The following is a 21,275-nucleotide window of genomic DNA, read 5'->3' as shown; positions in this document are numbered from 1 at the left end:
GGCCCGGCTGACCATGCCCCAGCGAGAGGCAGTCACGTCGCACGCGCTCGGCGCCAGACCCCCGGCCGGCAGCCACGCTCCCGGCTCCCAGGCGTAGGCGACGACTTGATCAATGCGCGAAGTCGAGCGTGACTGCACCCGATCGCCGCCCGGACGAACCCGACAGCGGGCATCGCACTACCGCTGGCCGGGGCGGCGACCCGACCTCAGAAAGGGATACCCGACCATGCCGCACCGCCGCGACCTACCCCGCAACGTCAGCGACGTCCTGCTGTGGCTGCTCGCCGCTGACGTCGCCGACGCTCACCCACCCCACCCCGAACGGCCGGGCGACTGCGCCAACCTGCGCTGCGTCGGCGAGGCATACCCGTGCCCACCGGCACGTGACGCACGGCGGGCCTACCAGGCCGCCACCCGGTGCACCCTGATCGCGCGCGGCCGGGCACGGGTCACCGCACCGGCCGCCGCCCTCGCGACGCGGTTCGCCGGCTGGTTCCGACCCACCCGGCCGATCCAGGCACCGTCGCCGCGGTCTACGCCGTCGCCACGGGCCGCGTGAGCACTGAGCCCGCCCTGCCGACCTCTGAGTTCGCAACCCCACCGGCCGTCGAGCCCTCGGGCTCCCATCAAGGAAGGACGACCCGTGAGTTTCCATACCGAAAGGACCCTCGCCGGCTACGCCCGCGCGGCGGTCGACCTGCGCCTGCGCATGACCGAGTACAGCCGTGGACGGTTCGCCCAGCAGTACCTGCGAGCGTGGCTGGAATCCCGCTTCGACGACGACGCCGCCCACAACGCCGCTGTCTGCGACGCGTTCAGCCGCATCGCCCACCAGCTGTGGCGCGACGGCGAACCCTACGTCCTCGCCCCCGCCATGACCGCGATCATCGCCGCCGCCGCCCAAGCTCTCGACCTGACCGGCGACATCGTCACCAACGACGTAGCGCCCAGCGACGCCGGTGTGCTGTTCCTGCCCGAACCCATCTACGAACGCGGCGTCCACGGCCAGTTCACCTCCATCGGCGCGATCACCTGGGCCAAGGTCCACAACCGCGACATCGGCCGCACCAGTTGGCTGATCACCGGCTGGGGCGACCGCGACGACCCCCTCGACCCCGCCGCCACCCGACGCCGCCACCACATCGCCGAGGCCCCCGAACTCGCCGCGCAGTTCGGCCCCTATGTGCTCAACACCTTCGCCGAGATCCCTATCGGCACCCCGATCGCCGCTCACGGCGAGCTACCCGAAACCGTCGACACGGACTGGGAATCCGCGCCCGACGGCCGCTTCTGCGTTGACGAGTCCGTCATGAGCATGCGGGCCGTCGCGGCGGTGCTCTACGCGTTCTGACGCATTCTGGTACAACCCATCGCCACCGTCGCCCACCCACCCCTGGACCGACCCGCCCGCAGGCGGGCGCTGCGGGCCAGCCTGCGCCACGACACCCGCGTGGTCATGCTCCGACGCACCAAACCCACCGCCGAACCGACCGGCGAGGCGAAATGGCACTACCGCGTCCGGTTCATCGTGCGCGGGCACTGGCGTCGCCTGGTCAACGCCGACGGCCAGCCCTACCGCATCTGGATCCACTCACACATCAAAGGCCCCGACGGGGCGCCCCTGCTCCTCGGCGACACCGTCTCCGTCCTCGCCCGCTGACCCCCACCCGCGCACCACCGCATCCACGCCGCCGCTGACGATCAGCGCCCCCTATCAGAGAAGGAAGAGCGACATCATGCTCGACACCGACTACCCCTTCGACACGGATAACCGCGCCTACCAGCGGTTCCTCACCCTCGCCGGCGAACACTTCGAAATCGTCGGCTGGAACAACGCCACCGGCCGACCCGCCATGCTCACCCTCATCGACATCAGCAGCCGCGACGCCTTCAGCCTCGCCCTACTCGACACCGCCGAAGACCGCCAACCCCACGCACTGCTCGCCGCCACCACCGACGCGACCCTGTCCCTGCACGGCCCCCTCGCCGGCAGCGCCACTGCCTGCGACTACGCCCCCCACCTCGCCATGCACAACGCCGACATCGCCGCCACCACACCAGCCGCCCTGCACCACCCCGACACCACGACAATCGACACCAGCGAGTGGCTGACCATCCCGCCCGACATCGCCGCAGCCGCCCACACTCAAACGCCCGACACGACCAGCGTGGGCCTGGTGCTACTCGACCGCGACCGCGCCCAGATCGTCATCGTCGGCCCCTTCCCCAGCCCCGACGACGCGCAGGCGTGGCAGCCCGACACAGACGGATGGCCGCCCGTCGACCGACTCACCGTCGCCCTACACCCACCTACTCCCAAGGGCGACTGACCACACCGCCTACACCGTGAACCGTATTCGTCCATCGCGCCGGCCTGACCTGTTCGGGCCGGCGCTCTTCGTCATCAGCGACCAGCCACGACGACGATCCCCTGCCCGTTCAACGCCGCCCGCAGTGCGCCGGACACAACCGTGGCCGTCGAGGCGCCAGGCAGGGGATTCACGCGATAACCAGCGCGCCGTCAGCCAGGACCTCCACCAGCGTGATGCCCCAACCCGGGCAGACCGGCTGGCTCACCTGGCCAGGCAGGCCTCACTTACGAACGACATCGCCCCTGGGGACCGCCACAACAGCGGTGCCCCCTACGTATCAGCAGGAGAAGCAATCATGGAACCTGTGCCCACCGAGCGCGACCCCGACAGCGGGGACGGCCACGCCGACCTGAGCGTCGGCGATCCGGTCCTCGGCAAGTCGCGGCTGCTGTCGCGGCAGTGCGACACCTGCATCTTCGCCCCCGGCAACCAGATGCACCTCGATGCAGGGCAACTCCGCGCCCTGATCGCCGATGCCCGCGAGCGAGGCACCTACATCATCTGCCATGACACCCTGCCGCACTACCGACACCCGCAGGCGAAGCCGGCGATCTGCCGCGGTTTCGCCGACCGCTACCGCACCCAGGCGCTGGAGCTCATCGAGCGGATCTGGGGCTTCGTCGAAGTCGATCCACCCTCTCTGCCCGAGCGTCACGACAGCACGGAAGGAACTGACCGGTGACCGGCAACGAGGACTTCTTACGCCGCCAAAGCGAGATCATCGACCGGGTCGGCTGGGCGGTGACGCTCGTGCACCCCGGCGCGGACGACACCGACGACAACGCCCCGTTCGCCTACACCGTCGGTCTCACCGCTCACGACCATCCCGAGCTGCTGATCGCCGGACTTGATCCCGCCATCGCCCATCAACTGCTCAACGACCTCGCCGTCCGCGTCTACGACCGAGCCGAGCGCTTCACCAACGGTCAACGCATCGGCGACCTCATCGCCGGCTACGACGCGGTCGTCATCGACGGCACTCCGACCGAGCAGCTACACCCGGGCGCCGCGGTCGCCCGATACGGCCAGCAGGTTCGTGTGCAGCAGGTCGTGTGGCCCGACCCGCAGGGCCGCTTCCCCTGGGACGCCGGCTACGCCTACCCGCCGTCGGTGCAGCCGACCCTGCAACGTCCCTGACGTTCCCAGCGCCGAAAGGAGCGTGCGGACGCACGGCTACTCGGTCAGGCAATTGTTGCCCAGTCGCCGTCCGGGGTGCAGCACTGATCGCCCTGCGGGCGCCAACGCGAAGTGGGCACCCGCAGGGCGGCCTCGGGATTTCGGTGAGCTGGACAGGATGGCCCTGTGCAGCCCGCCGTCGTAACGGGGTGGGTGCGCTGGTGGCCTGTCCCCGGCTAATGCCGTCCACCTCGTCGGCCCCGTGGAGCAGGAAAGCGGTCCTTTTGTCATCGGGCCGGCGTCCGGATCATTGGCACCGGGTCGGAATAAGGATTAGCGGTGCAGCTTGCCGGTGGGATGGCCGTTGGGCCGTGCGGTGAGGGACTCTGCTCGTGGCTGCCAGTGGCGGCGCACAGTCCGTTCTGACCTGCCGATCCGTGCAGCGACCTCGCCCGGCTGCAGCGCGGGATCATTGTGTCGCCAGTACGCCACCGCTGCGGCGGTATCGGTCAACCAGGTGTCGCCATTGCCTTGTGGGTTTTCCTCCTGCCGGTCACCGCTCTTGGCTCTCCCGGGTGACGGCGCGTCCCGACCAGTCTGTGCGGTATGCGTCGCCTGGGGTGCCGTGTCGGTGGACGTCGACCGCCTAGTGTTGGTGCGTGACGCGGCAGCCGTGCGTGCTTTGCCCGAAGGCGGTCCTGCCGGCTTTCCGGTGGCAGACGCTCGTACGGGGTCGGGCGGTGTCTTCGCGGTGTCGGGCTGCAGTGGCGGTGTGTCGCCGTCGGCGCTCGGTGGTCTGGTTGTAGCCGCAGGTGGGGGCATCGCGACTGAGGCGTGGGTTTGTGCCGTCGGCGCGGCGGTCCGTTCGGCGCCCGCGAGCGGACGTGCGTCGGCGTGGCTTGCGGCGATCTCTGCCGTGTCCGACCGGCCGGAGTGTTCGGCTGGTGGCGGAGTCACGGTCGCGGGGTCTGTGGGTGCTGGGGTGTGGCGGTGTTCGCTGCAGGGGGTGTTTGCTGCTTGCGAGGACGTGGCGCGGATGTGGGCGCTGATTTCGACGAGGCTGACGCTGGCGACGATGACGAGGCCGTCGACGGAGATGGGGAGAAGGTAGGCGGCGCCGTAGCCGGTTTCGCCGTAGCGTGCGGCGACGCCGACGAGGTGCCAGTAGGACACCCAGGCGGCGATGATCGCGATTGTGGCGGCTGCGGTGATGCGGATCGCGCCGAGCATCCAGCGGTGGTGGGGGACGCGGGAGATCAGTTCAACGGTGAGTAGCAGCGCCAGGGGCGGCCATGCGGCGATGATTTGACTGATCGGGTTCGGCTGGGCGTGCAGGACGTTCGCGGCCAGCGACGCGGCGACGCCGAGGGTGAGGGTGGCGCGTACCGCCCACCGCAGCCGCCGTAGACGCTCGCCGGTGATGGCGTCGGCGGCGAGGGTGTGTGGTCGATTGTCGAGGGTCATGCGGGTGCTCCGTCGCCGAAGGGCTGTGGGCTGCGTGGGTTCTGTCGAGGTCGCCGCAGGTCGGTGATGAGGCGGTCGGCCAGAGCGAGGGTGTCCTCGGACGGTTCGGTGTCGATCTCGGTGAGGCGTCGGGTCAGCGTGCGGCGCAGCGCGCGGATGGTGTCGAGGTGTCCGAGGCGGGCGTGGGCGCGCATCGCCTGCTGGTACAGCGTCTCGGCGTAGGGGTGGTGCTGCAGGGCGGTCTCGCAGACGGCGGCCTGTTCGGCGGGCTGGTCGGTGAGTTCCTCGACGAGAGCGGCTACGGCATCGAGGGCTTCGCGCTGTACGGCATGCCGGTGGGGTTCGAGCCACTCGTAGTCGCAGCCCTCGGCCAGAGGCCGGTAGGCGGCGGCGCGGCGTAGCGCCTCGATGCGTTCGGCTCGTGTGCCCGCGGTGTCGGCGACGCGGATCGCCTCTCGCATACGCCACAAGTCGATGTCGAAGCGGTCGCCGTGGAGCTGGTACTGGTGGTGCGGGCGGGTGAGGTAGGTTCCGGGACCGGCTTGGTGGCGCAGCACCGCGCGTAGGTCGGATATGTAGGTGTGCAGCCGGTGCGTGGCTTTGCTCACCGGGGCGTCGGGCAGCAGGTCGTCCAGGATCGCCTCGGCCGTGGCTGCTCCGTCGTGCACCGCCAGATACACCAGCAGCTCGAGGGACTTCGCGCGGGGCTTTCGCTGCGGGTCGGCCCCGACGATGGTTGGGGCGCCGAGCACCGTCACCATGACGCGGTCGGGCCGCGCCACCGGCAGCGGCTGGGTGTCGGGGCGAGGTTTCCCGGTCGACTCTGTTGGTGGGACGGGCACGGTCGGGATGGTGTCGGCGGGGGCGGTGTCGCCGCCGTCGGCCGCGGCCGTGGATGTCCGCAGGATGGGCTGGTCGGCGGCGGAAATGTCGTCGGTGGCTGTGCCTGCCCCGCCGCGGGCAGTATCGGTCGCCTCGTCGAGGTTCCGCGCGGCGGCGCGGTATCGGCCGGCGTCGACAGGATCGAAGGACGTGTTCGCGGTGGCGTCGTCAGCCGATGGTGACGGTGCCGAAGGACTGGCCGCTGAAGTGTCGGCGCTGCCGGTGTCCGCCGGCGCGGTGAGTGCAGAGGGTGCGGCTTCGATGGCGGCGGGTGTGGGCGGCTGGCCCGTGTGGGATTCGGCAAGGGTCGCGAGGATGTCGATGGTTTCGGCGGGGCTGAGTACGGCGAGGCGGCCGACCTCGGCGGGGTGGCCGCCGCACCGGGCGTCGCCGTCGGCGGGCGTGACGGTGCCGTCGTGGGCGACGTCGACGGTGTCGCCCTCTGGCCACGCGCCGAGCAGCACGCCGTGGATGTCCAGGCGCTGGCCCTGGGCTAGGAGGGCGGCGACACGGGAGCGGGCGTGACGGCCGGTGTCATGGGCGAGCAGCATGACCGGCGGGAGGGGTTCCTCGCAGGGGTCGGCAGCACGCAGGTCGGCGACGGTGTCGACGTCGTGCTGGTGCACCAGCCTGCTGCGGTGCATCGTCTGCTCGTCGATGACCCGCAGGGCGTCGTCGAGGTCGGCGGCAAGGAGCAGTCTGGGGGTGCGGGGCAGGGCCGCGGCGGAGCCGAGGAGGGTCGCGGCGGTCGCGGCCGGCATGACCACCACGGTGCGCCCATCGGGGCGATCCCCGTCGCCTGCGGCGAGGACGGCGGTGAGTAGACCGCGGGCGGCGGCGGGCGCACCGGGCCCGGTAAGGCCCAGCCCAGCCGGTTGCCACACCACCGAGAGTGGGTGCGCGAGAGACGGCGCCACCGGCACTGGGCTCCCGGCGTTCTGCACCTGCTCGTCGGCGCTGACCATAGATGGTGCGTCAATCTCGGCAGGGTCGTCGGCGGTGTCGGTGCCGCCGTCGGGATCGGACGGCGTGCCGTCCTGCTGATCGGTCGTGTCGGGCTTGGTGGTGGCGCAGCGCAGTCCGCGGCGGATCTGTGTGACCACGCGCGGCAGGGCAGCCAGGTCCGTGTCGTGCGTGCGGGGCGACGTGGAGGGCTTGCGGGGTACGTAGCGGCGTTGCCGGTGGGCCCAGACCAGTGCCGCAGCGGCAACGATGGCCAGTGCGAGGCCGATGTCGATCCAGCTGCCGCTGGGCAGGAGCACGCCGTTGCCGGACCGTCCGCGGGTGTCGCGGTCCGGGGCCGCACTGGTGGTGTCGGAGCCGTCGGTAGCGGTCGTCGGTGCCGCTGTGCGAGCAGGGGCCTGACCGGTGGACGCGCCGCAGGTAGGCGTGTGGGCTGTGGCGGAGGCTGTTGGCCCGGCACTGGGCGTGGCGGTGGTGGGCGGCGAGGGCATCGGCGATGCGGGTGTCGGTATGGCGGTGGCGGGGGGCTCGGGTGGGGTGGTCCGGGTCTGCCGTTGCGGTGCCGCGGCGGCGTCGGCGGGCAGGTCGAGGGTCCAGCCGGGGCGGATCACGTCGGGGTCGCGCAGGGTGCCGCCGACGTCGGGGAAGCGGGTGCCGCGGTTGAGAGCGAAGATTTCCGGCCACCGGTCGTCGTCGCCGAGGCGGCGTTGGGCGATCGCGGACAGGGTGTCGCCGCGGGCGACGGTGTGGGTAGCGCGCGGGGCGGTGGTATCAGTGGCGGGCTGGCTCCCGATCAGGGTGCTCCGATCGACCGACCGGGCTGCTTCTCGGGGGATGGCGTCGCCGGTCGTGGCGGTCGGGCCGGGTTGGCTGGCGTGGGCCGGTAGCGCGCCGGTGGCGGCGCTGACGGCGGTGGCGCCGAGCATCACCGCGGTCAGGTGCTGCAGCGGTCCGGGTAGGTGTAGCGCCGGCAGCCAGCGCAGCGCGCGGGTGAGCCGCTGGTATCCGCGTAAACCGGTGGTGGTGGCCAGGAGCGCCCAGATGCCCCACGCGCCGGCCTGGACCAGGACCAGGATGAAGTCCTCAGTCAGGGGCTCCCGGACGAAGACCCGTACCGCGCTCGCCGATGGCACGGCCACCTCCGGCAGCCCGAGGTAACGGACCAGGGCGGCCGGTACGGCGGCGAGGACAAGCCCGGAGGTGAGCGTGGCGGTGATCGACCGTACGCCTGATGTCGTTCGCATGACCCTGTCACCTCACCCAAACGCTCATTGATCCGGTGCGTTGACGGTAGGGGCGGGCGATGCCCGTGACGGTGCCGTGGGAGCTGACACGGCCTTACACAACCTCACAGCACCTCACAGCCGCAGGTCACTGCCACACCGGCTGACGACAGTCGCCGCAAGCCGACGCCGACCGGCCGGGGTGAGATGAGCGAAGGAGGTGCGGTCGGCTACCTGCCGGACACCGGCTCGGCGCCGTCGTGTGATGCCCTGTGGGCCTCGGATAAGAGACCGGCGGCGGTGAGACGCCGGGTGTAGACATCGGTGAGCTCGGCGGCGGTGTCGTGCTCACCGAGCGCGGTGAGGACTCCGATCGCCTGTTGATGGAGGGTCTGGTTGTAGGGGTCGACGCGGATGCCCGCGTGGAGCAGGTCGAGGGCGCGGCGCGGGTCTGGGTCGGCGGCGGCCAGGGCGGCGTAGGCGTCTAGGACGTGGCGGCGGGTGGCCTCCCGGGCCGGGTCGAGCCACGGCCACGGGTGGCCGGCGGCGAGGTCGCCGGTGTAAGCGTCCACGACGGCCTGCCATGCGGCGGCCGGGTTGGTGACGGCGGTGGAGGCGTGTACGGCCAGGGCGCGCAGCCGCCACAGGTCGGAATCCAGTTGCGCTGGGTGCAGGCGGTAGCGGTTGTCGGTGTGGTCGATGACGGTCAGACCGCAGGCCGCCCGGATGCTGGTGCGCAGGTCGCTGAGGGTGGTGTACAGGCGGCCGGTGAGGCGGTGGGCGGGCAGACCTGGCCAGATGGCCTCGGCGAGCTGCCCGGTGGTGGCCCCGTCGGGGTGCACGGCGAGGAAGACGAGCACCTGCAGGGAAGCGCTACGCCGGATCGGCACGGGTGCGTCGTCGGCGAGCAGGATCGGTTCACCGAGAACCCGCAGGTCGAGGCGGCCCACCGTAGCCGCCGCACGAATGGTGCTGTTGAAAGACGCCGTATACGCCGGTGGCCGCTGGGGTGGCAGCCTGGTCGCCTGACGGGGAATGCGTGGCAGCTCAGCTGCGACAGCGGCGGCTTCGAACGCAGAAGCGGGGGGCACATCCGGTGCATACGTCATCGTGATCACGGTGAGTAGATCGGTGGCCGCCACCGGGTCGAGCACACACAGCCGCACCCCAGCCTCGTCGGGACGACGCGGGTCACGGATGTGGCCGCCCGCGTCGACGTGCCAGATCACCGCGTCCGCCCCGCCAGCGAGCAGAACGGTGGTGCCAGCGCCGGCCGCTATCGCCGCGGCAACCGTGCCGGCAGGCGGCGAGGACTCTAGGATCAACACCGGCCGACTGGACGTGAGCGGGGCGGCCTGCCGCGGCTCCGCCCCGGGACCGTCCTGCCCGGCGACAGTCGCGAGCACCGCCGCGGCGTCGTCGACGGAGTCAGCCACCCGCACGCCGGGCATCGGCGGCCATACCCGCCCGCCCCCCGGGTCGAGCAGCATGGCCAGAGCGGTGCGGGTGATCACCAACGGCGCAGGCGACGGATGCCGCAGTGCCTCCAGGACGACAGTGACCAGCAGACCGCGAGCGGCAGAGTGGGCGCCAGGACCGGTGAGCGTGACCGAGCCGGACGGCAGGGCCGCGATCGAACCCGACAGCTGCGGCGCCGTGGCCGCAGCCGAGCGCGTCAGCGTGTCCGCAGGTGCGACGACAAGAGCGGCTTGCAGGGCGGTCACGGTCGCGGGCAGCGGCGTCAGATCACCATCGCCAAGTGCGCTCGACCCCGAGGCACCGGGTTGGTAGGCGCGCCGCCGGCGTAGCCACAGCAGCCCAGCTGCGGCGGCGACCTGCTCGGCAGCCTCACGCGGCAACCAGCCGCCCGGCACCACCACCCCACCGTCCTGGTCGCCCTGCAACAGGTCGCTGGGATCAGCCGCCGCAGCGCCGCCGGAGTCGTCGAGGGTGCCGACGGTTGCAGGCAGCGGATCCTCCGGCGGGGCCACCGCGCCGGCATAGCCAGCACCGACGCCGAACGCGGCGGCACCGGCTACGCCGGTAGCGGTGGCCTGCAACGGAGTGGGCAGCGGCACGCGACGCAAACACCGCGCCCCGGACCAAATCCGGGCGGCGACAGTGAGCGTGACCGTGGCGGCCAACATCAACCACACCAGCCAGGCCAGCACGATCAACGCGACGGTCAGGGTCTGCGCGGTCAGCGGCGTCGCCACCCACTGCCGCAGACCCGGCCATTGCTGATCCGGCCACCCGACAATCTCCACCAGCACCACCGGTGGAACCACGAGAAGCAACACAAGGAGCAGCAGGTAACCGAGCCGCCGCGGCCAGCGCACCTCAACCACTCCCACAACGCCGCCAGACCGCCTGTCGCGCGGTGCCATTCACGGTTGGCGCACCACGGCCCGCGCCGGACGGATGACGCGCGTCCACACCTGCCGCGCCCACCACACCCCGACCGCGGCGGCGTAGATGACCCCGAGCATGCCGGACGCCGCCTGGCCGACGATCGCCGCGCTGATCACCCCGAGCGGAGCGGCGAGGATCAGCCGCAGCAGCGGCCTGGACACCACCGCCATCGCCACCCCGACACCCAGAAGCACACCCCCGAGACGGCCCGAGACGTCGATCCACAACACCAGCGCAGGCCAACGGTCCGCCGTCAGCGAGTACTGGATCAGCGCCATTCCCACTGCCGCGGTCACCACCGAACCGGTCGGGAACGCCAGCAACCGTGACCAACCGCCCAAGGGCGCGCGCCACTGCCGGGCCGCGACGACGGCCATCACGGCAGCCACCACCACCGGAACGATCGGCAGCAACGCCCACCGCAGGAACGCACCCACCTCCTGACCGATGTAGACGCTACCCACCACCGCGTACAACCCGGCCACCGTCACCCCCAACGACATCGACGCCAGGATGCCCGTGCCCACCTGCCCACCAGCAGACATCGGCGCCTCACCAGGGCGGGCAGCCAGCGCCGACGCGATCACCGTGCCCGCACCAAGAGCAGCGACCAGCGCGAACACCGCCGCCATCGCCAGCTCACCCCAATTCAGCAACGCCCACCGGTACACCGACGCGCCATTCCACTCCGCGGTGAGCAGGAACTGCCCCACCAACCCCAAGGACGCAAAACCCGGCACGGCGATCGCCACCGCCCGCCGCACCGGCGGCACCGGCGACTCCATCACCTCCGCGTCACCCGCGACGCTCGCCGCGCCCGCGTCCGCCGCGCCGCAGGCGGCCGCGAGTACCGGATCGGCGAGCACAACCGGCGCAACACCCACCCGATCGGCGAGGGCCTGCGCCACCGCCGGCATACCGGCCATGCCGCCCACGCAGTAGAGGCCGGCGATCGTCGTCTGGTCCACCTCGGCCGCAGCGATCGCTTCTACCGTCAGCTCGGCGACGCGCTCCACGACCGGCCGTACGGCCTGCTCGAGAAGTATCCCGTTCGCCACCACCGCCGGCCTGCCCGGCAGTGGCACGGTCACCGCCGGCTGTTCGCCGAGGGCGTGCTTCGCCACCCGGACGCTGGCCAGCAGCGCCCACCGGGAACCGTCCACCGCCTCCCCGCCCGCCTCACCCTCTGAGAGCAATCCCGTCAACGCATCATCGACGGCGAACCCGCCCGCCGCAGAGTCGGACAGGGTGGAGAGGACCTCAAATCCGGCTGGACCGCGCCGCAGGACACTCGCCTCCGCGCCACCACCCACATCGCATACCACCAGATACGACCCGACCGGCACCTGCACGCCTGAGGCCAGCAGATAGCTCGCCACGGCCACCGGCGCCTCCACCAGCCGGGGCTGCGGCAAACCCGCCCGGTGCGCCGCGTGCCGCAACCAGGTGCGCCGCCGCGGCCCCCACCCGGCCGGCACGACCAGCCGCACATCCCCTACCTCGCCACCGACGACACTCCTGGCCTGCTCCGCCACCTTCCGCAACGTCGCCGCGACCAGGTCCAGCCCCTCCACCTCGCCACTAGAGACAGGTGTCTGCTGCTCAACGGAGCGGCGCGGCGCCGGGAAGAACCGGCCCGGCTCAGCCACCGCGGCCCGCCAGGCGTCCTGGCCCGTAACGACGCTGCCGTCCACTGATAGGAACACCGCGCTGGACAACGATGGATCCGCACCAAACCTCAGCGGCGACCATGACCCGTCAGGCCACGCCAGCACTCCTGTCGTGCTGGCACCGCCCCAGTCGATCGCCAGCCGCGCCTCCCCCGACTGCATAGACCCCAGTCAAACAGACGATCAGAGTGACGTCACCCACCCATCACCGCCCGGCGACCGCAGCGAGGGGCCGAACCAGATCAGCGAGCCCTGTCACTGCCATGCGGCAGGATGGTGGACGTGACCCCCGCGCCCCCTCCCACTTCGGCGACGCTCGAGGCGGTGCGGGTGCCGGCGAGTTGGGCGAAGTGAAGCACCAGCGCCTTGGTGCCGCGGCATCTGGACATTCCAAACAGCCGGTCGAGTTGGGGCTGCTGCGTCGCTGTTCGACGCTTGCATTACCGAATGGGGGTCTGAGGGGTGCCAGCACCGGTCAACGCCGGGTAAAGTTTCAGGCAGGGCCGACAGCGGCGTTCAGGGCAGGGCTCGCGAGAGGCGTGCGAGGGTGTCCAGGCAGCGGTGGATGACCGAACACCAGATCTGCTTGGGTGAGTGCCAGCACACGGGCGGGACAGCCGTCGGCCCCGGTGATCGACAACTGCTGACCACACTGCGTAGCGGCTGCCCTGACCGTCAGCAGGGCGGACAGTGCGGCGCAGTTGAGGAACCGCAACGCGCTCAGGTCCACCCTGAGGACAGTGAGCCAGGACGGCGCGAGCAGGCGTCTCAGCTCGGCCTGGAGGTGGTCGGCTGTCGATCCGTCGGCTTCCCCGCGCAGGGCGACATACCGCGCCGGCTTCGTGTCGTGATGGTCGGCGTGCAGCACGCCGCGACTAGGGGATAGGTCCACCAAAGGCCTCGGTCCTCGCCCGGCGAAGGCGGTGGGTGAGCCGGATCAGGTGGCCACCATCGATACCATCGATCCGGCGCCGGGGAGGACAAAGCTGACGCACGGCGGTGCCGACCTCGACGTGGCGCACGGGCGCCAACCCGAACGGTACCCACGATCACCGACTTCAATCACGCATCGCCGGCGATTAACGCTGCTGCCCCTGAGCCGATTACGCGCCAGGGTGCCGCTGACACCAGATGGGCCACGTGAATACCCTGGAACCGTTCGCTGGGATCGCGCTGCTCGCCTTCTCCGTAGCGGCGTACCCGGCCTGCCACCTTGTGTCGACGAGTAGCGGGACAGCCGGTGGGCGATCCGCCCGACGTATTCGGTCACCACCACTTGGGCAATCAGTTGTCGGAAATGGCGATTTGCGGCTGTGGCGTGCCGTCGGATACCGTGCTCAGTATCGATCTTCGATACCCGTGCCGTTAGTTGTTCTTGCGAGCGACGGCGCAGTACGCGGAGGCGGGCGTCGTGTCGTTGCCGTTAGGGCGCCAGCGCGAGCAGGTGACGAGCCCGGGGTCGATCAGTTCCAGCCTGGCGAACAGGCAGGGCCGTTGCGTCCTCGCTCGGCGAGCCTGTGAGCTGGGATTACGGTGGGCGACCGGCCTGTATGGAGGCGGATGAAGCGGGTGAAGCCCTCAAGGTGATCATGGAGTTTCTCTAGGACTTCACGACACCCGCCAGAGCCGATCACCGACGGTGAACATCGTGCGCTCCTGGACGCTGTCAGCGTGATCCCAGACCCGCGTAACCCTCACGGCGTGCGGTACCCCCTCGCTGCGTTGCTGGCTGTCGCGGTCTGCGCGGTCCTGGCCGGCGCCACCTCGTTCGCCGCGATCACCGACTAGCTGTACGACCTGGACGAATCGGACCAGCAGCGGCTCGGGTTCACCCGCGGCGTGCCCGCCGGCAGCACGGTATGGCGGCTGCTGACCCGCCTCGACGCAACCCTGATCAGCAGCGTCCTGGCCGGCTGGCTACGGACCCGGACACCACCGGTGACCACCCGGCCGCGCCGCTACCGGACCGTGATCGCCGTGGACGGCAAGACACTCAGGGGCGCCCGCCTGCCCGACGGCCGCCAGACGCATCTGCTGTCCGCGCTGAACACCAGCACCGGCATCGTCTTGGCCCAGGTCACCGTCGACATCAAGAGCAACGAAATCCCCGCCTTCACCCCACTGCTCGACGCCGTGGAGGCCGTGCTCGGCAGCCTGACCGATGTCCTGTTCGTCGCCGACGCCCTGCACACCCAGACCCGCCACGCCGAGCAGATCACCAGCCGCGCGGTATCTCGGCCGGAGCGATGACGAGTACGTGCCGCACTGCACCGTCTATTGTCCCGTTTTCCGGGTACACCGCCCGTCGGTTGGACGAGGGCGGGAGCTAACAGTGGAAACGACCTACCCGGCGGTGGAAGATCATGGCTTGATCGGTGATCTTCAGACGGCAGCGCTGATCAGCAAAGACGGCGTGGTCAACTGGTTCTGCGCACCCCGGTTCGACTCGCCGAGTCTGTTCGGCGCTCTTCTGGACAGACGCAGGGGCGGCTACTTCCAGGTCGCGCCGGACGGTATCCAGTACGCGAGCAAACAGCTCTACCTTCCTGGTACGCCGATCCTGATCACACGCTTCCACAGCCCGGACGGTGTGGGGGAGGTGCTGGACTTCATGCCGGTCGCCGGAGAGCAGGCCACCGACCGGCACCAACTGATCCGATTGATTCGGATGGTGCGCGGAAGCATGCGGTTCCACGCCCACTGCCAGCCCGGGTTCAACTACGGCCGGGACCCGTACGAGATCCAGATGCATCTGGGGGGTGCCGCCTTTCGGAGCCCGAACCTGACCTTCACCCTCACACCCTTCGCGAGGGGGCAGCGGCTGCTCGACACCGAGGAGATCCGGCGTGACGCGGAGGGCCTGTCCGTGACGTACACGATGCAGGAGGGCGACAGCGCCGGGGTGGTCTTGGAAACGGGTGGCCCGACCATCCCCCGCGCGTTGAGCAGTGAGCAGGCCCACGATCTGCTCGCGCAAACCCGCGACTTTTGGCGGCGGTGGCTGCGTCGTTCCCGTTACAGCGGCCGCTGGCGAGAGCAGGTGGAGCGGTCCGCGATGACCATCAAACTGATGACGTACGCCCCGACCGGCGCGCTGGTCGCCGCGCCCACCGCCGGCCTGCCGGAGCGGGTTGGCGGGCAGCGCAACTGGGACTACCGCTACACGTGGATCCGCGACGCGTCGTTCTCGGTGCAGGCGCTGCTCAGCCTGGGCTTCACCGACGAGGCCGAAAAATACTTGTTCTGGCTCGACGCGCGCCTGCGCGAGGCCGAGGAGGGGCACCTGCCATTGCGGGTCATGTACCGGGTCGACGGTTCCTCGGACATCGCCGAGGAGGTGCTGGATCACCTGGAGGGATACCGAGGGTCGGCGCCGGTGCGGGTCGGCAACGACGCCGCGGGTCAGCTCCAACTCGACATCCACGGTGAGGCGCTCAACTCACTGGACCTGGCCGACCGCAGCGGGCTACTCACCACGAGCGAGGGGTGGCGGAAGGCCGCACGGGTCATGGACTGGCTCTGCGAGCACTGGAATCAACCCGAGGACGGCATCTGGGAGTCCCGGGGCGGCCGGCAGGACTTCACCTACGGGCGTTTGATGTCCTGGGTGGCGCTCGATCGGGCCGTCCGCCTCGCGCAGCGCCGTGGACGCCCCGGCGACACGGCCCGTTGGACGACGGAACGCGATGCCATCTACGAGCAGATCATGTCTCGCGGTTATGATACTGAGCGACGGGCGTTCGTTCAGCACTTCGACGCGCCGATCCTGGACGCGTCACTGCTCGCGATGCCCGCACTCGGGTTCATCTCGCCGATCGACCCGTTGTGGCGGACGACGCTACAAGCGATCGACACCGATCTGGTCTCCGACAGCCTCGTCTACCGCTACGACCCGAGCGCCTCGCCCGACGGTCTGGCCGGAGCCGAAGGCACCTTCAACATGTGCACGTTCTGGTACGTCCAGGCACTCGCGCAAGCGAACCGGCTCGACGACGCCGTGCTGACCTTCGAAAAGATGCTCACCTACAGCACGTCGCTCGGCCTATACGCAGAGGAGATCGCCCCCGATGGCCAGCAGGTCGGGAACTTCCCGCAGGCGTTCAGCCATCTCTCCCTGATCACCACAGCGGCCGTCCTCGACCGCCTCATCAACGACGAGCACTAAGGTCGATGGCGATCGCCCTGTCCACCGCCGTCGCCGCCAGGGGCGGCATCCTGGTCAAGGAGTGCCTCACCCTGGAACGAATGCGCACCATCGACACGGTCCCGTTCGGTAAAGCGCCACGGCGTCAACGTGCAGGTCATCGCCGACGCCGCCGGCGGGCTCGTCTGGGCCTCACCGGCACTGCCGGGCTCGGCGTACGACCTCACCTCCGCCCGCATCCACGGCATCATCGACGCTGACCAGCGCCGACGTGATGACCTTCGCCTATTAGGGCTACCAAGGCGCCCGGGGCACCGTGCGAACGCCGTTCAAGCGGCACCGCTTCCGGCCGAAGCTGTCACGCCGGCAGAAAACGGTCAACCGAGCGCACGCGAGGATCCGAGCCCCGGCGAACGAGCCATCGCCACCCTCAAGACCGGCAAGATCCTTGCCAAGCTGCGCTGCTGCCACGCCGCGCCACCGTGATCGTGCAGGCCATCCTCATCCTGCACCACGTCGACGCGAACCGCTACGCAGGATGAGAATGGCTGTGACTGATGACGGTCCTTCGGCGGATCCGACGAGGTAGGTGCCGTGCACGTCGCGGACGGCGACGTTGAGCGCGGCGCGCAGAGTCGTGCGCAGGTGCTGCATCGCTGGGACCGACTGCGAGCGGCCCTGCCGAAGCCCGCACCAACCGTGTCGGGATCCGGCCGATGCCGAGATCCTGCTGGCCCACGGTGCTCAGCAGGCGCGATGCCGCCCGCAGTGCGGGCAACGGGCGGTGAGGGTGAAGCAGCGGACCATGACCAGGCCACGAGAATTGCCGGTGGGTGCCCGACCAGTGCGGGCTGTGCTGGCGCAACAACGCTGGTACTGACGATCGGCCGCCCGCGCATGCCATTTCACCGAGCAAGTCACCGAGGTCCCGGCCAGCTGCCACCCGGCGGCTGCGTGAGGGGTCGGCGCGGCGGTCGCTGATGCTGATCGCTCGATCTTGCAGGCCGCCCGTGATCATGCTGAAGGACGGCCGGTCGTCGCCGACGCCTTCCACCCGCGTTGGCAGCGCTGCGACTGGCGGCACCCGTCCGCCGGACAGGCCCGGCGCACGCTTGCATTCCGAAGCGGAGACTCTTCTACGCCCCGAGCGGTGAGCACAGGCTGTCGGGACGTGGACCTCAACTCGCGGATCTGTTGGTCATGGTTGGTCTGGGCGGCGGCGGGCAAATGCGTCGAGTTCGCCCAGCGGTGATTCTGACGGTCTCCGCTGGCCCCACCCGGACGGTCTGAGTTGGCCCCACTGCATTGTGTCGGGAGCTGGGGTGACGGTCTGATTTGGCCCCACCGTGGTCTTGTTTGGTCGCGTTGAGTAACCGTCCTGCCGGGGTGGTGAGCAGGGGCCGGCTTGGAGACAGTGGCTGGCATTAGGCTTGGGGTGATTGCTGGCCCGGACCTCGCTGTGTGATCGATGGTTGTGCGTTGCGTGGCGTCGCGATGCAACGGTTGACGGTCATGGCGAGAGCGAGGTCACGTTGCTGGAGATCACTCGGTTCGCTGATGATGCGGCCGTCGTGTTGCGGGTTGCCGGTCTGCTGGGTGGCCCGGATGTGGTGATGCTGCGGGCCGCGATCGTCAAGGCGGTGGTCGGTGATCAGGCCGATGAACTTGTTGTTGATCTTGCAGGAGTTGACCGTCTCGGTGTCTGCGGGCATCACGTGCTGGTGACCGGTTATGTCGTTGCCGTTGATTACGGCGCCGCGTTCCGGGTGATCAACGCCCGGGGGCCGGTGCTTTCCGAGTTGCAGACCAACCACACGTTCGACATGTTGGCTGACAGCCGTGACCTGGGTGCGTTGCTGCTGGCCCTGTTGCGCCGCGCCAGGTAGGTGACACGTCGCGGCGGCGGCGAAGGGGGCGCCTATGTGCGCACCGGGCCTCCGGCCCGGGCTGCGGCGCGAGAAGCGCGGTGAGGGTGTGGTGCGCGAGGAGGTCCAACCCCGCTCGGCCGATGTCAAGGCCCTGCTGAGTCTGTCGTGCTTAAGGTGGCTGTTCGAAGATGTCGTCAACAGGCTGGGCAGGATGCCGCGGTGCTGAGGGTGGCAGCGGGTGGTCCGGGCCCACGGATGGTGCAAGACGATCCGCGGTGGCGGTGAATCCCGTGAGAGGTGGACACCAATTACGTTCTACGCTGCCGGAGCGCGTCCCCAGATCGATCAGCTCGAACGTTCGCACTATCGGTTGCTCCCGTGGCCCCGTGTCTATGCCCGATCGCAACCGGCGATGATGTAGTCGAATCCGAATGATGTGCTAGTCGGGTCGCCATGATGTCCCCCGACATGGGCCTACCGAAGAGATATCCCTGCGCCAAGAAGCAACTCGAATCTCGGAGACGGTTGTGTTGGTCAATGGTCTCTACGCCTTCGGCGATGACGGCCAAATCAAGGCTGAGTCCAAGTTCGATGATCGCGTGAACGAATCGCCCGCGGTTGTCGTCTGTGTCGAGTAATGCGGTGAAGGATCGGTCTAGTTTGACGACGTCGACGGGAAGGGTGTGCAGCGACGCGAGACACGAGTAGCCGGTGCCGAAGTCGTCCACCGCTACCTGCACCCCTTGTTTGCGCAGCCTACGCAGTTGATCGGAAGCCAGTCGGAACTTTCCGCTGGCGCCGGATCCGACGATGGTCGACTCCGTTACTTCCAGGGTGAGGAATGACGGGGGCAGCCCTGTGGCGGTGAGAACGCTGAACACCCGCTCCGCATACCCTTCCTCATGGAGTTGGTGCGCCGAAACGTTGACTGCGATGGACACTCCGTGGCGTCGACTCCACGTGGCGCCATGACGACAGGCTTGTTCAAGTACGTGGTCACCGATCTCGTGGATGAGGCCCGTCTGCTCCGCGAGCGTGATGTATTCGGCCGGTGAGGCGACGGTGCCGTCCTCTCGCCGCCATCGTGACAGTGCCTCGATCGACACTACCTTGCCGGTTCTCAGGTCGATTATGGGCTGAAAGGCAACGGTGAGTTCGTCGGCGACAACCGCAGTCCGCAGCTCGGAGGACAGTCGGGATCGATGGAGCTGAGCGGCGAGCAGTCCATCGTGGAAGATCTCCGCACGGTCCTTGCCGGCTGATTTGGCCGCGTACAGCGCGATGTCTGCCATCTGTAGGGCGCTCGCCTCGTCGTTTGCCTTGCGCAAGACGAGGATACCGACGGTGGCGGTGACGTGGATGACCTGGGAGGCGATGGAGGCGAACGGCTGCCGCAGGGCGGCCAGGATTCGGTGGGCCAGCGCGAGACGGTCAACATCATCCGTCTCGTCGAGGATGGCAAATTCGTCGCCTCCCAGTCGGGCCACAGTTGTGTGCTCCGTGCTCAGTGCACTGAGCCGGTGACCGACTTCGACGAGAAGTCGGTCACCGGCTGGATGCCCAAGGGTGTCGTTGACTTCCTTGAATCCGTCTAGGTCGATGAGTAGGAGTGTGCCTGCTGGCTCGGGTTGGCTGAGTATCTGATTGAGCCGTTGCCGGAAGAGACGGCGGTTCGCCAAGCCTGTTAGTGGATCGATCAGCGCTTGCCGGGTAAGCCGAGCGTGGAGGACCTGTTGCTCGCCGATCGCGGATATCAGGGCCTCAGATTGTTCGCGTACGAGGACTTTCTGGGCTCGTAGGGCGCCGGCTTGTGCTGCGGCCAGCCGCGCGACTATCCCGACCCGGACGACGAGTAGCAGGCAGAGGGCGCCGGTGAGGATGGCCGGGGCCACGGCCATCATCGGCTGCCACGTGGTGTCCTTGCCTGCTGGCGACCGGTGTGTGGTGACGGCGGTTCCGATCGGCGTAAGGAACGCGAGGACTGCCATGATCGCCAGGCGTCCCCGCCCAGGGGGCCGCCGCGGAGTGCCCGGTGGGGAGACTGATCGCGGCGGGGCCGCCGCGATCAGCACGAACGCTCCGATCAGCGCGTGACAGATCTGCCAGCCGGCGAATATTGCGCCGCCGGGAGCGAAAGCGGTCATTCCGATACTGGCCATCCGGGTGGCGTAAGCGAGGTCGACCGCCAGAACAACCACGGCCGCTGCGGCTAGCACCGGGCTGGGGCCGGCCGTTAGTGACCGGTCGATCACCGAACGGACCAAGAAGGCCAGCACGAGCAGGTCCAACACCGTCAAGCAGACGACCGTGCCGAACTCGATCGCATCGGGGGAGTTAGAGCCGAGGAATGGCTGGACAAGGAAAGTCCACACTAGAAGGGCCAGCGCCACCCCGATGATTGCCGCGTCCACGGTCACCTCGACACGCTCGCGGCCGGCGTGCGCACCGGCTGCCACCAAGATGCCTACTACGAAGAAGCCGTACTGGACGACGGTCATCGCGGTCCAGTCGGTGGGGGATGGGCTTGCGATCAGCGTGGTAGCGCTCAGGGCGTCCCACGCGACAGCCGACAGACCGAGTCCGTTACTGCACAACAGCATCCACATAGCGGGCGCGTCATGCCGGCCCGACATCGCCAGTCGACGAGCACCGGCCAACAGCATCGTAGCCTGGGTGGCCGCGCCGATGTAGAGAGCCACGCCGCTCGGGCCGACCACGAAGGGATAAGCGGCCGCGGCGATCAGTGACGACGCCAGGAGCAGCCCAAGCACCCAGTAGGACAGCTGTCGCGGACTCCTGCCATCCATACGTCAAGACCAGAGAGTGCGGGAGGCGTGCCCCGCATGACCGACCGGACGGACGGTGTCTGCCGTCAGCATTGCCGTTATCCCTTCAGGGGGCCGAGGTGCCTTGTCTGGTCAGACCCGTATCTCCGCAGCAACGGGCGGTGCCCAGTGCCCGCAGGGCACGGTGCGACCGAGTGCGGTAGCGCAGGACTCTGGCGTCTCCAGGATCTGAGCACGGCGAAGCCTAAGGCACACCTCGGCTACGGGAGTACCCGATCCTCGGTCGCATCTCGGTCATCCGTGCAGCGGAGCTTCGAGCCGTTAGCGATCATCCGCAGAAGGTCGGCCAGCACACGACTGCGGTGTATCTGATAG

At 69.2% G+C, this 21,275-nt stretch carries 16 protein-coding genes and 2 pseudogenes; 11 read left to right on the top strand and 7 right to left on the bottom strand.

Annotated elements, in window-relative coordinates; translation table 11 throughout:
• Positions 1-226 precede the first annotated feature (226 nt).
• The 6 genes from D7223_RS14570 (at position 227) to D7223_RS14550 (ending at position 3,509) form a co-directional block, all read left to right on the top strand.
• Positions 227-559, top strand: a complete 333-nt coding sequence (locus D7223_RS14570) for a hypothetical protein (protein ID WP_120728946.1) — start codon at positions 227-229, stop codon at positions 557-559.
• Positions 560-643: 84 nt separating this feature from the next.
• Positions 644-1,351 (top strand): hypothetical protein, encoded by a 708-nt coding sequence (locus tag D7223_RS14565; RefSeq protein ID WP_238161972.1) that lies wholly within the window; start codon positions 644-646, stop codon positions 1,349-1,351.
• A gap of 105 nt (positions 1,352-1,456) precedes the next feature.
• The gene (locus tag D7223_RS33545; RefSeq protein WP_238161971.1) at positions 1,457-1,660 is read left to right on the top strand and encodes a hypothetical protein; all 204 of its coding nucleotides are present in this window, start codon (positions 1,457-1,459) and stop codon (positions 1,658-1,660) included.
• A 76-nt stretch (positions 1,661-1,736) separates the two neighbouring features.
• Positions 1,737-2,330, top strand: a complete 594-nt coding sequence (locus tag D7223_RS14560) for a hypothetical protein (protein ID WP_120728945.1) — start codon at positions 1,737-1,739, stop codon at positions 2,328-2,330.
• A gap of 337 nt (positions 2,331-2,667) precedes the next feature.
• Positions 2,668-3,054 (top strand): hypothetical protein, encoded by a 387-nt coding sequence (locus tag D7223_RS14555; RefSeq protein WP_120728944.1) that lies wholly within the window; start codon positions 2,668-2,670, stop codon positions 3,052-3,054.
• On the top strand, positions 3,051-3,509 hold the full coding sequence (locus D7223_RS14550) for a DUF4262 domain-containing protein (RefSeq protein WP_120728943.1): 459 nt from the start codon (positions 3,051-3,053) through the stop codon (positions 3,507-3,509). The genes D7223_RS14555 and D7223_RS14550 overlap by 4 nt, the downstream gene beginning before the upstream one ends.
• A gap of 312 nt (positions 3,510-3,821) precedes the next feature.
• On the opposite strand, the gene D7223_RS14545 is transcribed toward D7223_RS14550, so the two are convergent.
• The 6 genes and pseudogenes from D7223_RS14545 to D7223_RS14520 all read right to left on the bottom strand — a co-directional run.
• Positions 3,822-4,952, bottom strand: coding sequence for a DUF2637 domain-containing protein (locus D7223_RS14545; protein ID WP_120728942.1), 1,131 nt, complete (start codon positions 4,950-4,952; stop codon positions 3,822-3,824).
• The gene (locus tag D7223_RS14540) at positions 4,949-8,041 is read right to left on the bottom strand and encodes an AfsR/SARP family transcriptional regulator (protein WP_120728941.1); all 3,093 of its coding nucleotides are present in this window, start codon (positions 8,039-8,041) and stop codon (positions 4,949-4,951) included. Before D7223_RS14540 ends, D7223_RS14545 begins: the two co-directional genes overlap by 4 nt.
• A 209-nt stretch (positions 8,042-8,250) precedes the next feature.
• Positions 8,251-10,368, bottom strand: coding sequence for an AfsR/SARP family transcriptional regulator (locus D7223_RS14535; protein WP_120728940.1), 2,118 nt, complete (start codon positions 10,366-10,368; stop codon positions 8,251-8,253).
• A gap of 39 nt (positions 10,369-10,407) precedes the next feature.
• On the bottom strand, positions 10,408-12,264 hold the full coding sequence (locus D7223_RS14530; RefSeq protein WP_120728939.1) for an Hsp70 family protein: 1,857 nt from the start codon (positions 12,262-12,264) through the stop codon (positions 10,408-10,410).
• Between the two features lie 331 nt (positions 12,265-12,595).
• A complete protein-coding gene (locus tag D7223_RS14525; protein WP_158610894.1) occupies positions 12,596-12,970 on the bottom strand; it encodes an STAS domain-containing protein in 375 nt (124 codons plus the stop codon).
• A gap of 497 nt (positions 12,971-13,467) precedes the next feature.
• Positions 13,468-13,605, bottom strand: a pseudogene (locus D7223_RS14520) (SAM-dependent methyltransferase); the annotation flags it as partial.
• 168 nt (positions 13,606-13,773) lie between these two features.
• Between D7223_RS14520 and D7223_RS33540 the strand changes: the two are divergent.
• The 5 genes and pseudogenes from D7223_RS33540 to D7223_RS32490 all read left to right on the top strand — a co-directional run bounded on the left by D7223_RS33540 (position 13,774) and on the right by D7223_RS32490 (position 18,132).
• On the top strand, positions 13,774-13,890 hold the full coding sequence (locus D7223_RS33540) for a transposase family protein (RefSeq protein ID WP_147252647.1): 117 nt from the start codon (positions 13,774-13,776) through the stop codon (positions 13,888-13,890).
• A 51-nt stretch (positions 13,891-13,941) separates the two neighbouring features.
• A complete protein-coding gene (locus tag D7223_RS14515) occupies positions 13,942-14,352 on the top strand; it encodes a transposase (RefSeq protein ID WP_186832308.1) in 411 nt (136 codons plus the stop codon).
• Positions 14,353-14,434: 82 nt separating this feature from the next.
• Positions 14,435-16,267 (top strand): glycoside hydrolase family 15 protein, encoded by a 1,833-nt coding sequence (locus tag D7223_RS14510; protein WP_238161968.1) that lies wholly within the window; start codon positions 14,435-14,437, stop codon positions 16,265-16,267.
• A 111-nt stretch (positions 16,268-16,378) separates the two neighbouring features.
• Positions 16,379-16,788, top strand: a pseudogene (locus tag D7223_RS14505) (transposase family protein); the annotation flags it as partial.
• Between the two features lie 897 nt (positions 16,789-17,685).
• Positions 17,686-18,132: a hypothetical protein gene (locus D7223_RS32490; protein WP_147252649.1), complete on the top strand. Its 447-nt coding sequence runs from the start codon at positions 17,686-17,688 to the stop codon at positions 18,130-18,132.
• 290 nt (positions 18,133-18,422) lie between these two features.
• Here D7223_RS32490 and D7223_RS14495 read toward each other — a convergent pair whose 3' ends face one another.
• Positions 18,423-20,885, bottom strand: coding sequence for a putative bifunctional diguanylate cyclase/phosphodiesterase (locus D7223_RS14495; protein ID WP_158610893.1), 2,463 nt, complete (start codon positions 20,883-20,885; stop codon positions 18,423-18,425).
• Positions 20,886-21,275 lie beyond the last annotated feature (390 nt).

Source organism: Micromonospora endolithica (assembly GCF_003626595.1).
Classification (GTDB): Bacteria; Actinomycetota; Actinomycetes; order Mycobacteriales; family Micromonosporaceae; genus Micromonospora; species Micromonospora endolithica.
This window is presented reverse-complemented; position numbering and strand designations above follow the sequence as displayed.

Bases quoted from the DNA above. Each gene is read 5' to 3' on its own strand.
- D7223_RS14545 (WP_120728942.1), bottom strand. From the start codon at position 4,952: ATGACCCTCGACAATCGACCACACACCCTCGCCGCCGACGCCATCACC.
- D7223_RS14555 (WP_120728944.1), top strand. From the start codon at position 2,668: ATGGAACCTGTGCCCACCGAGCGCGACCCCGACAGCGGGGACGGCCAC.
- D7223_RS14540 (WP_120728941.1), bottom strand. From the start codon at position 8,041: ATGCGAACGACATCAGGCGTACGGTCGATCACCGCCACGCTCACCTCC.
- D7223_RS14560 (WP_120728945.1), top strand. From the start codon at position 1,737: ATGCTCGACACCGACTACCCCTTCGACACGGATAACCGCGCCTACCAG.
- D7223_RS33545 (WP_238161971.1), top strand. From the start codon at position 1,457: ATGCTCCGACGCACCAAACCCACCGCCGAACCGACCGGCGAGGCGAAA.
- D7223_RS14570 (WP_120728946.1), top strand. From the start codon at position 227: ATGCCGCACCGCCGCGACCTACCCCGCAACGTCAGCGACGTCCTGCTG.
- D7223_RS14530 (WP_120728939.1), bottom strand. From the start codon at position 12,264: ATGCAGTCGGGGGAGGCGCGGCTGGCGATCGACTGGGGCGGTGCCAGC.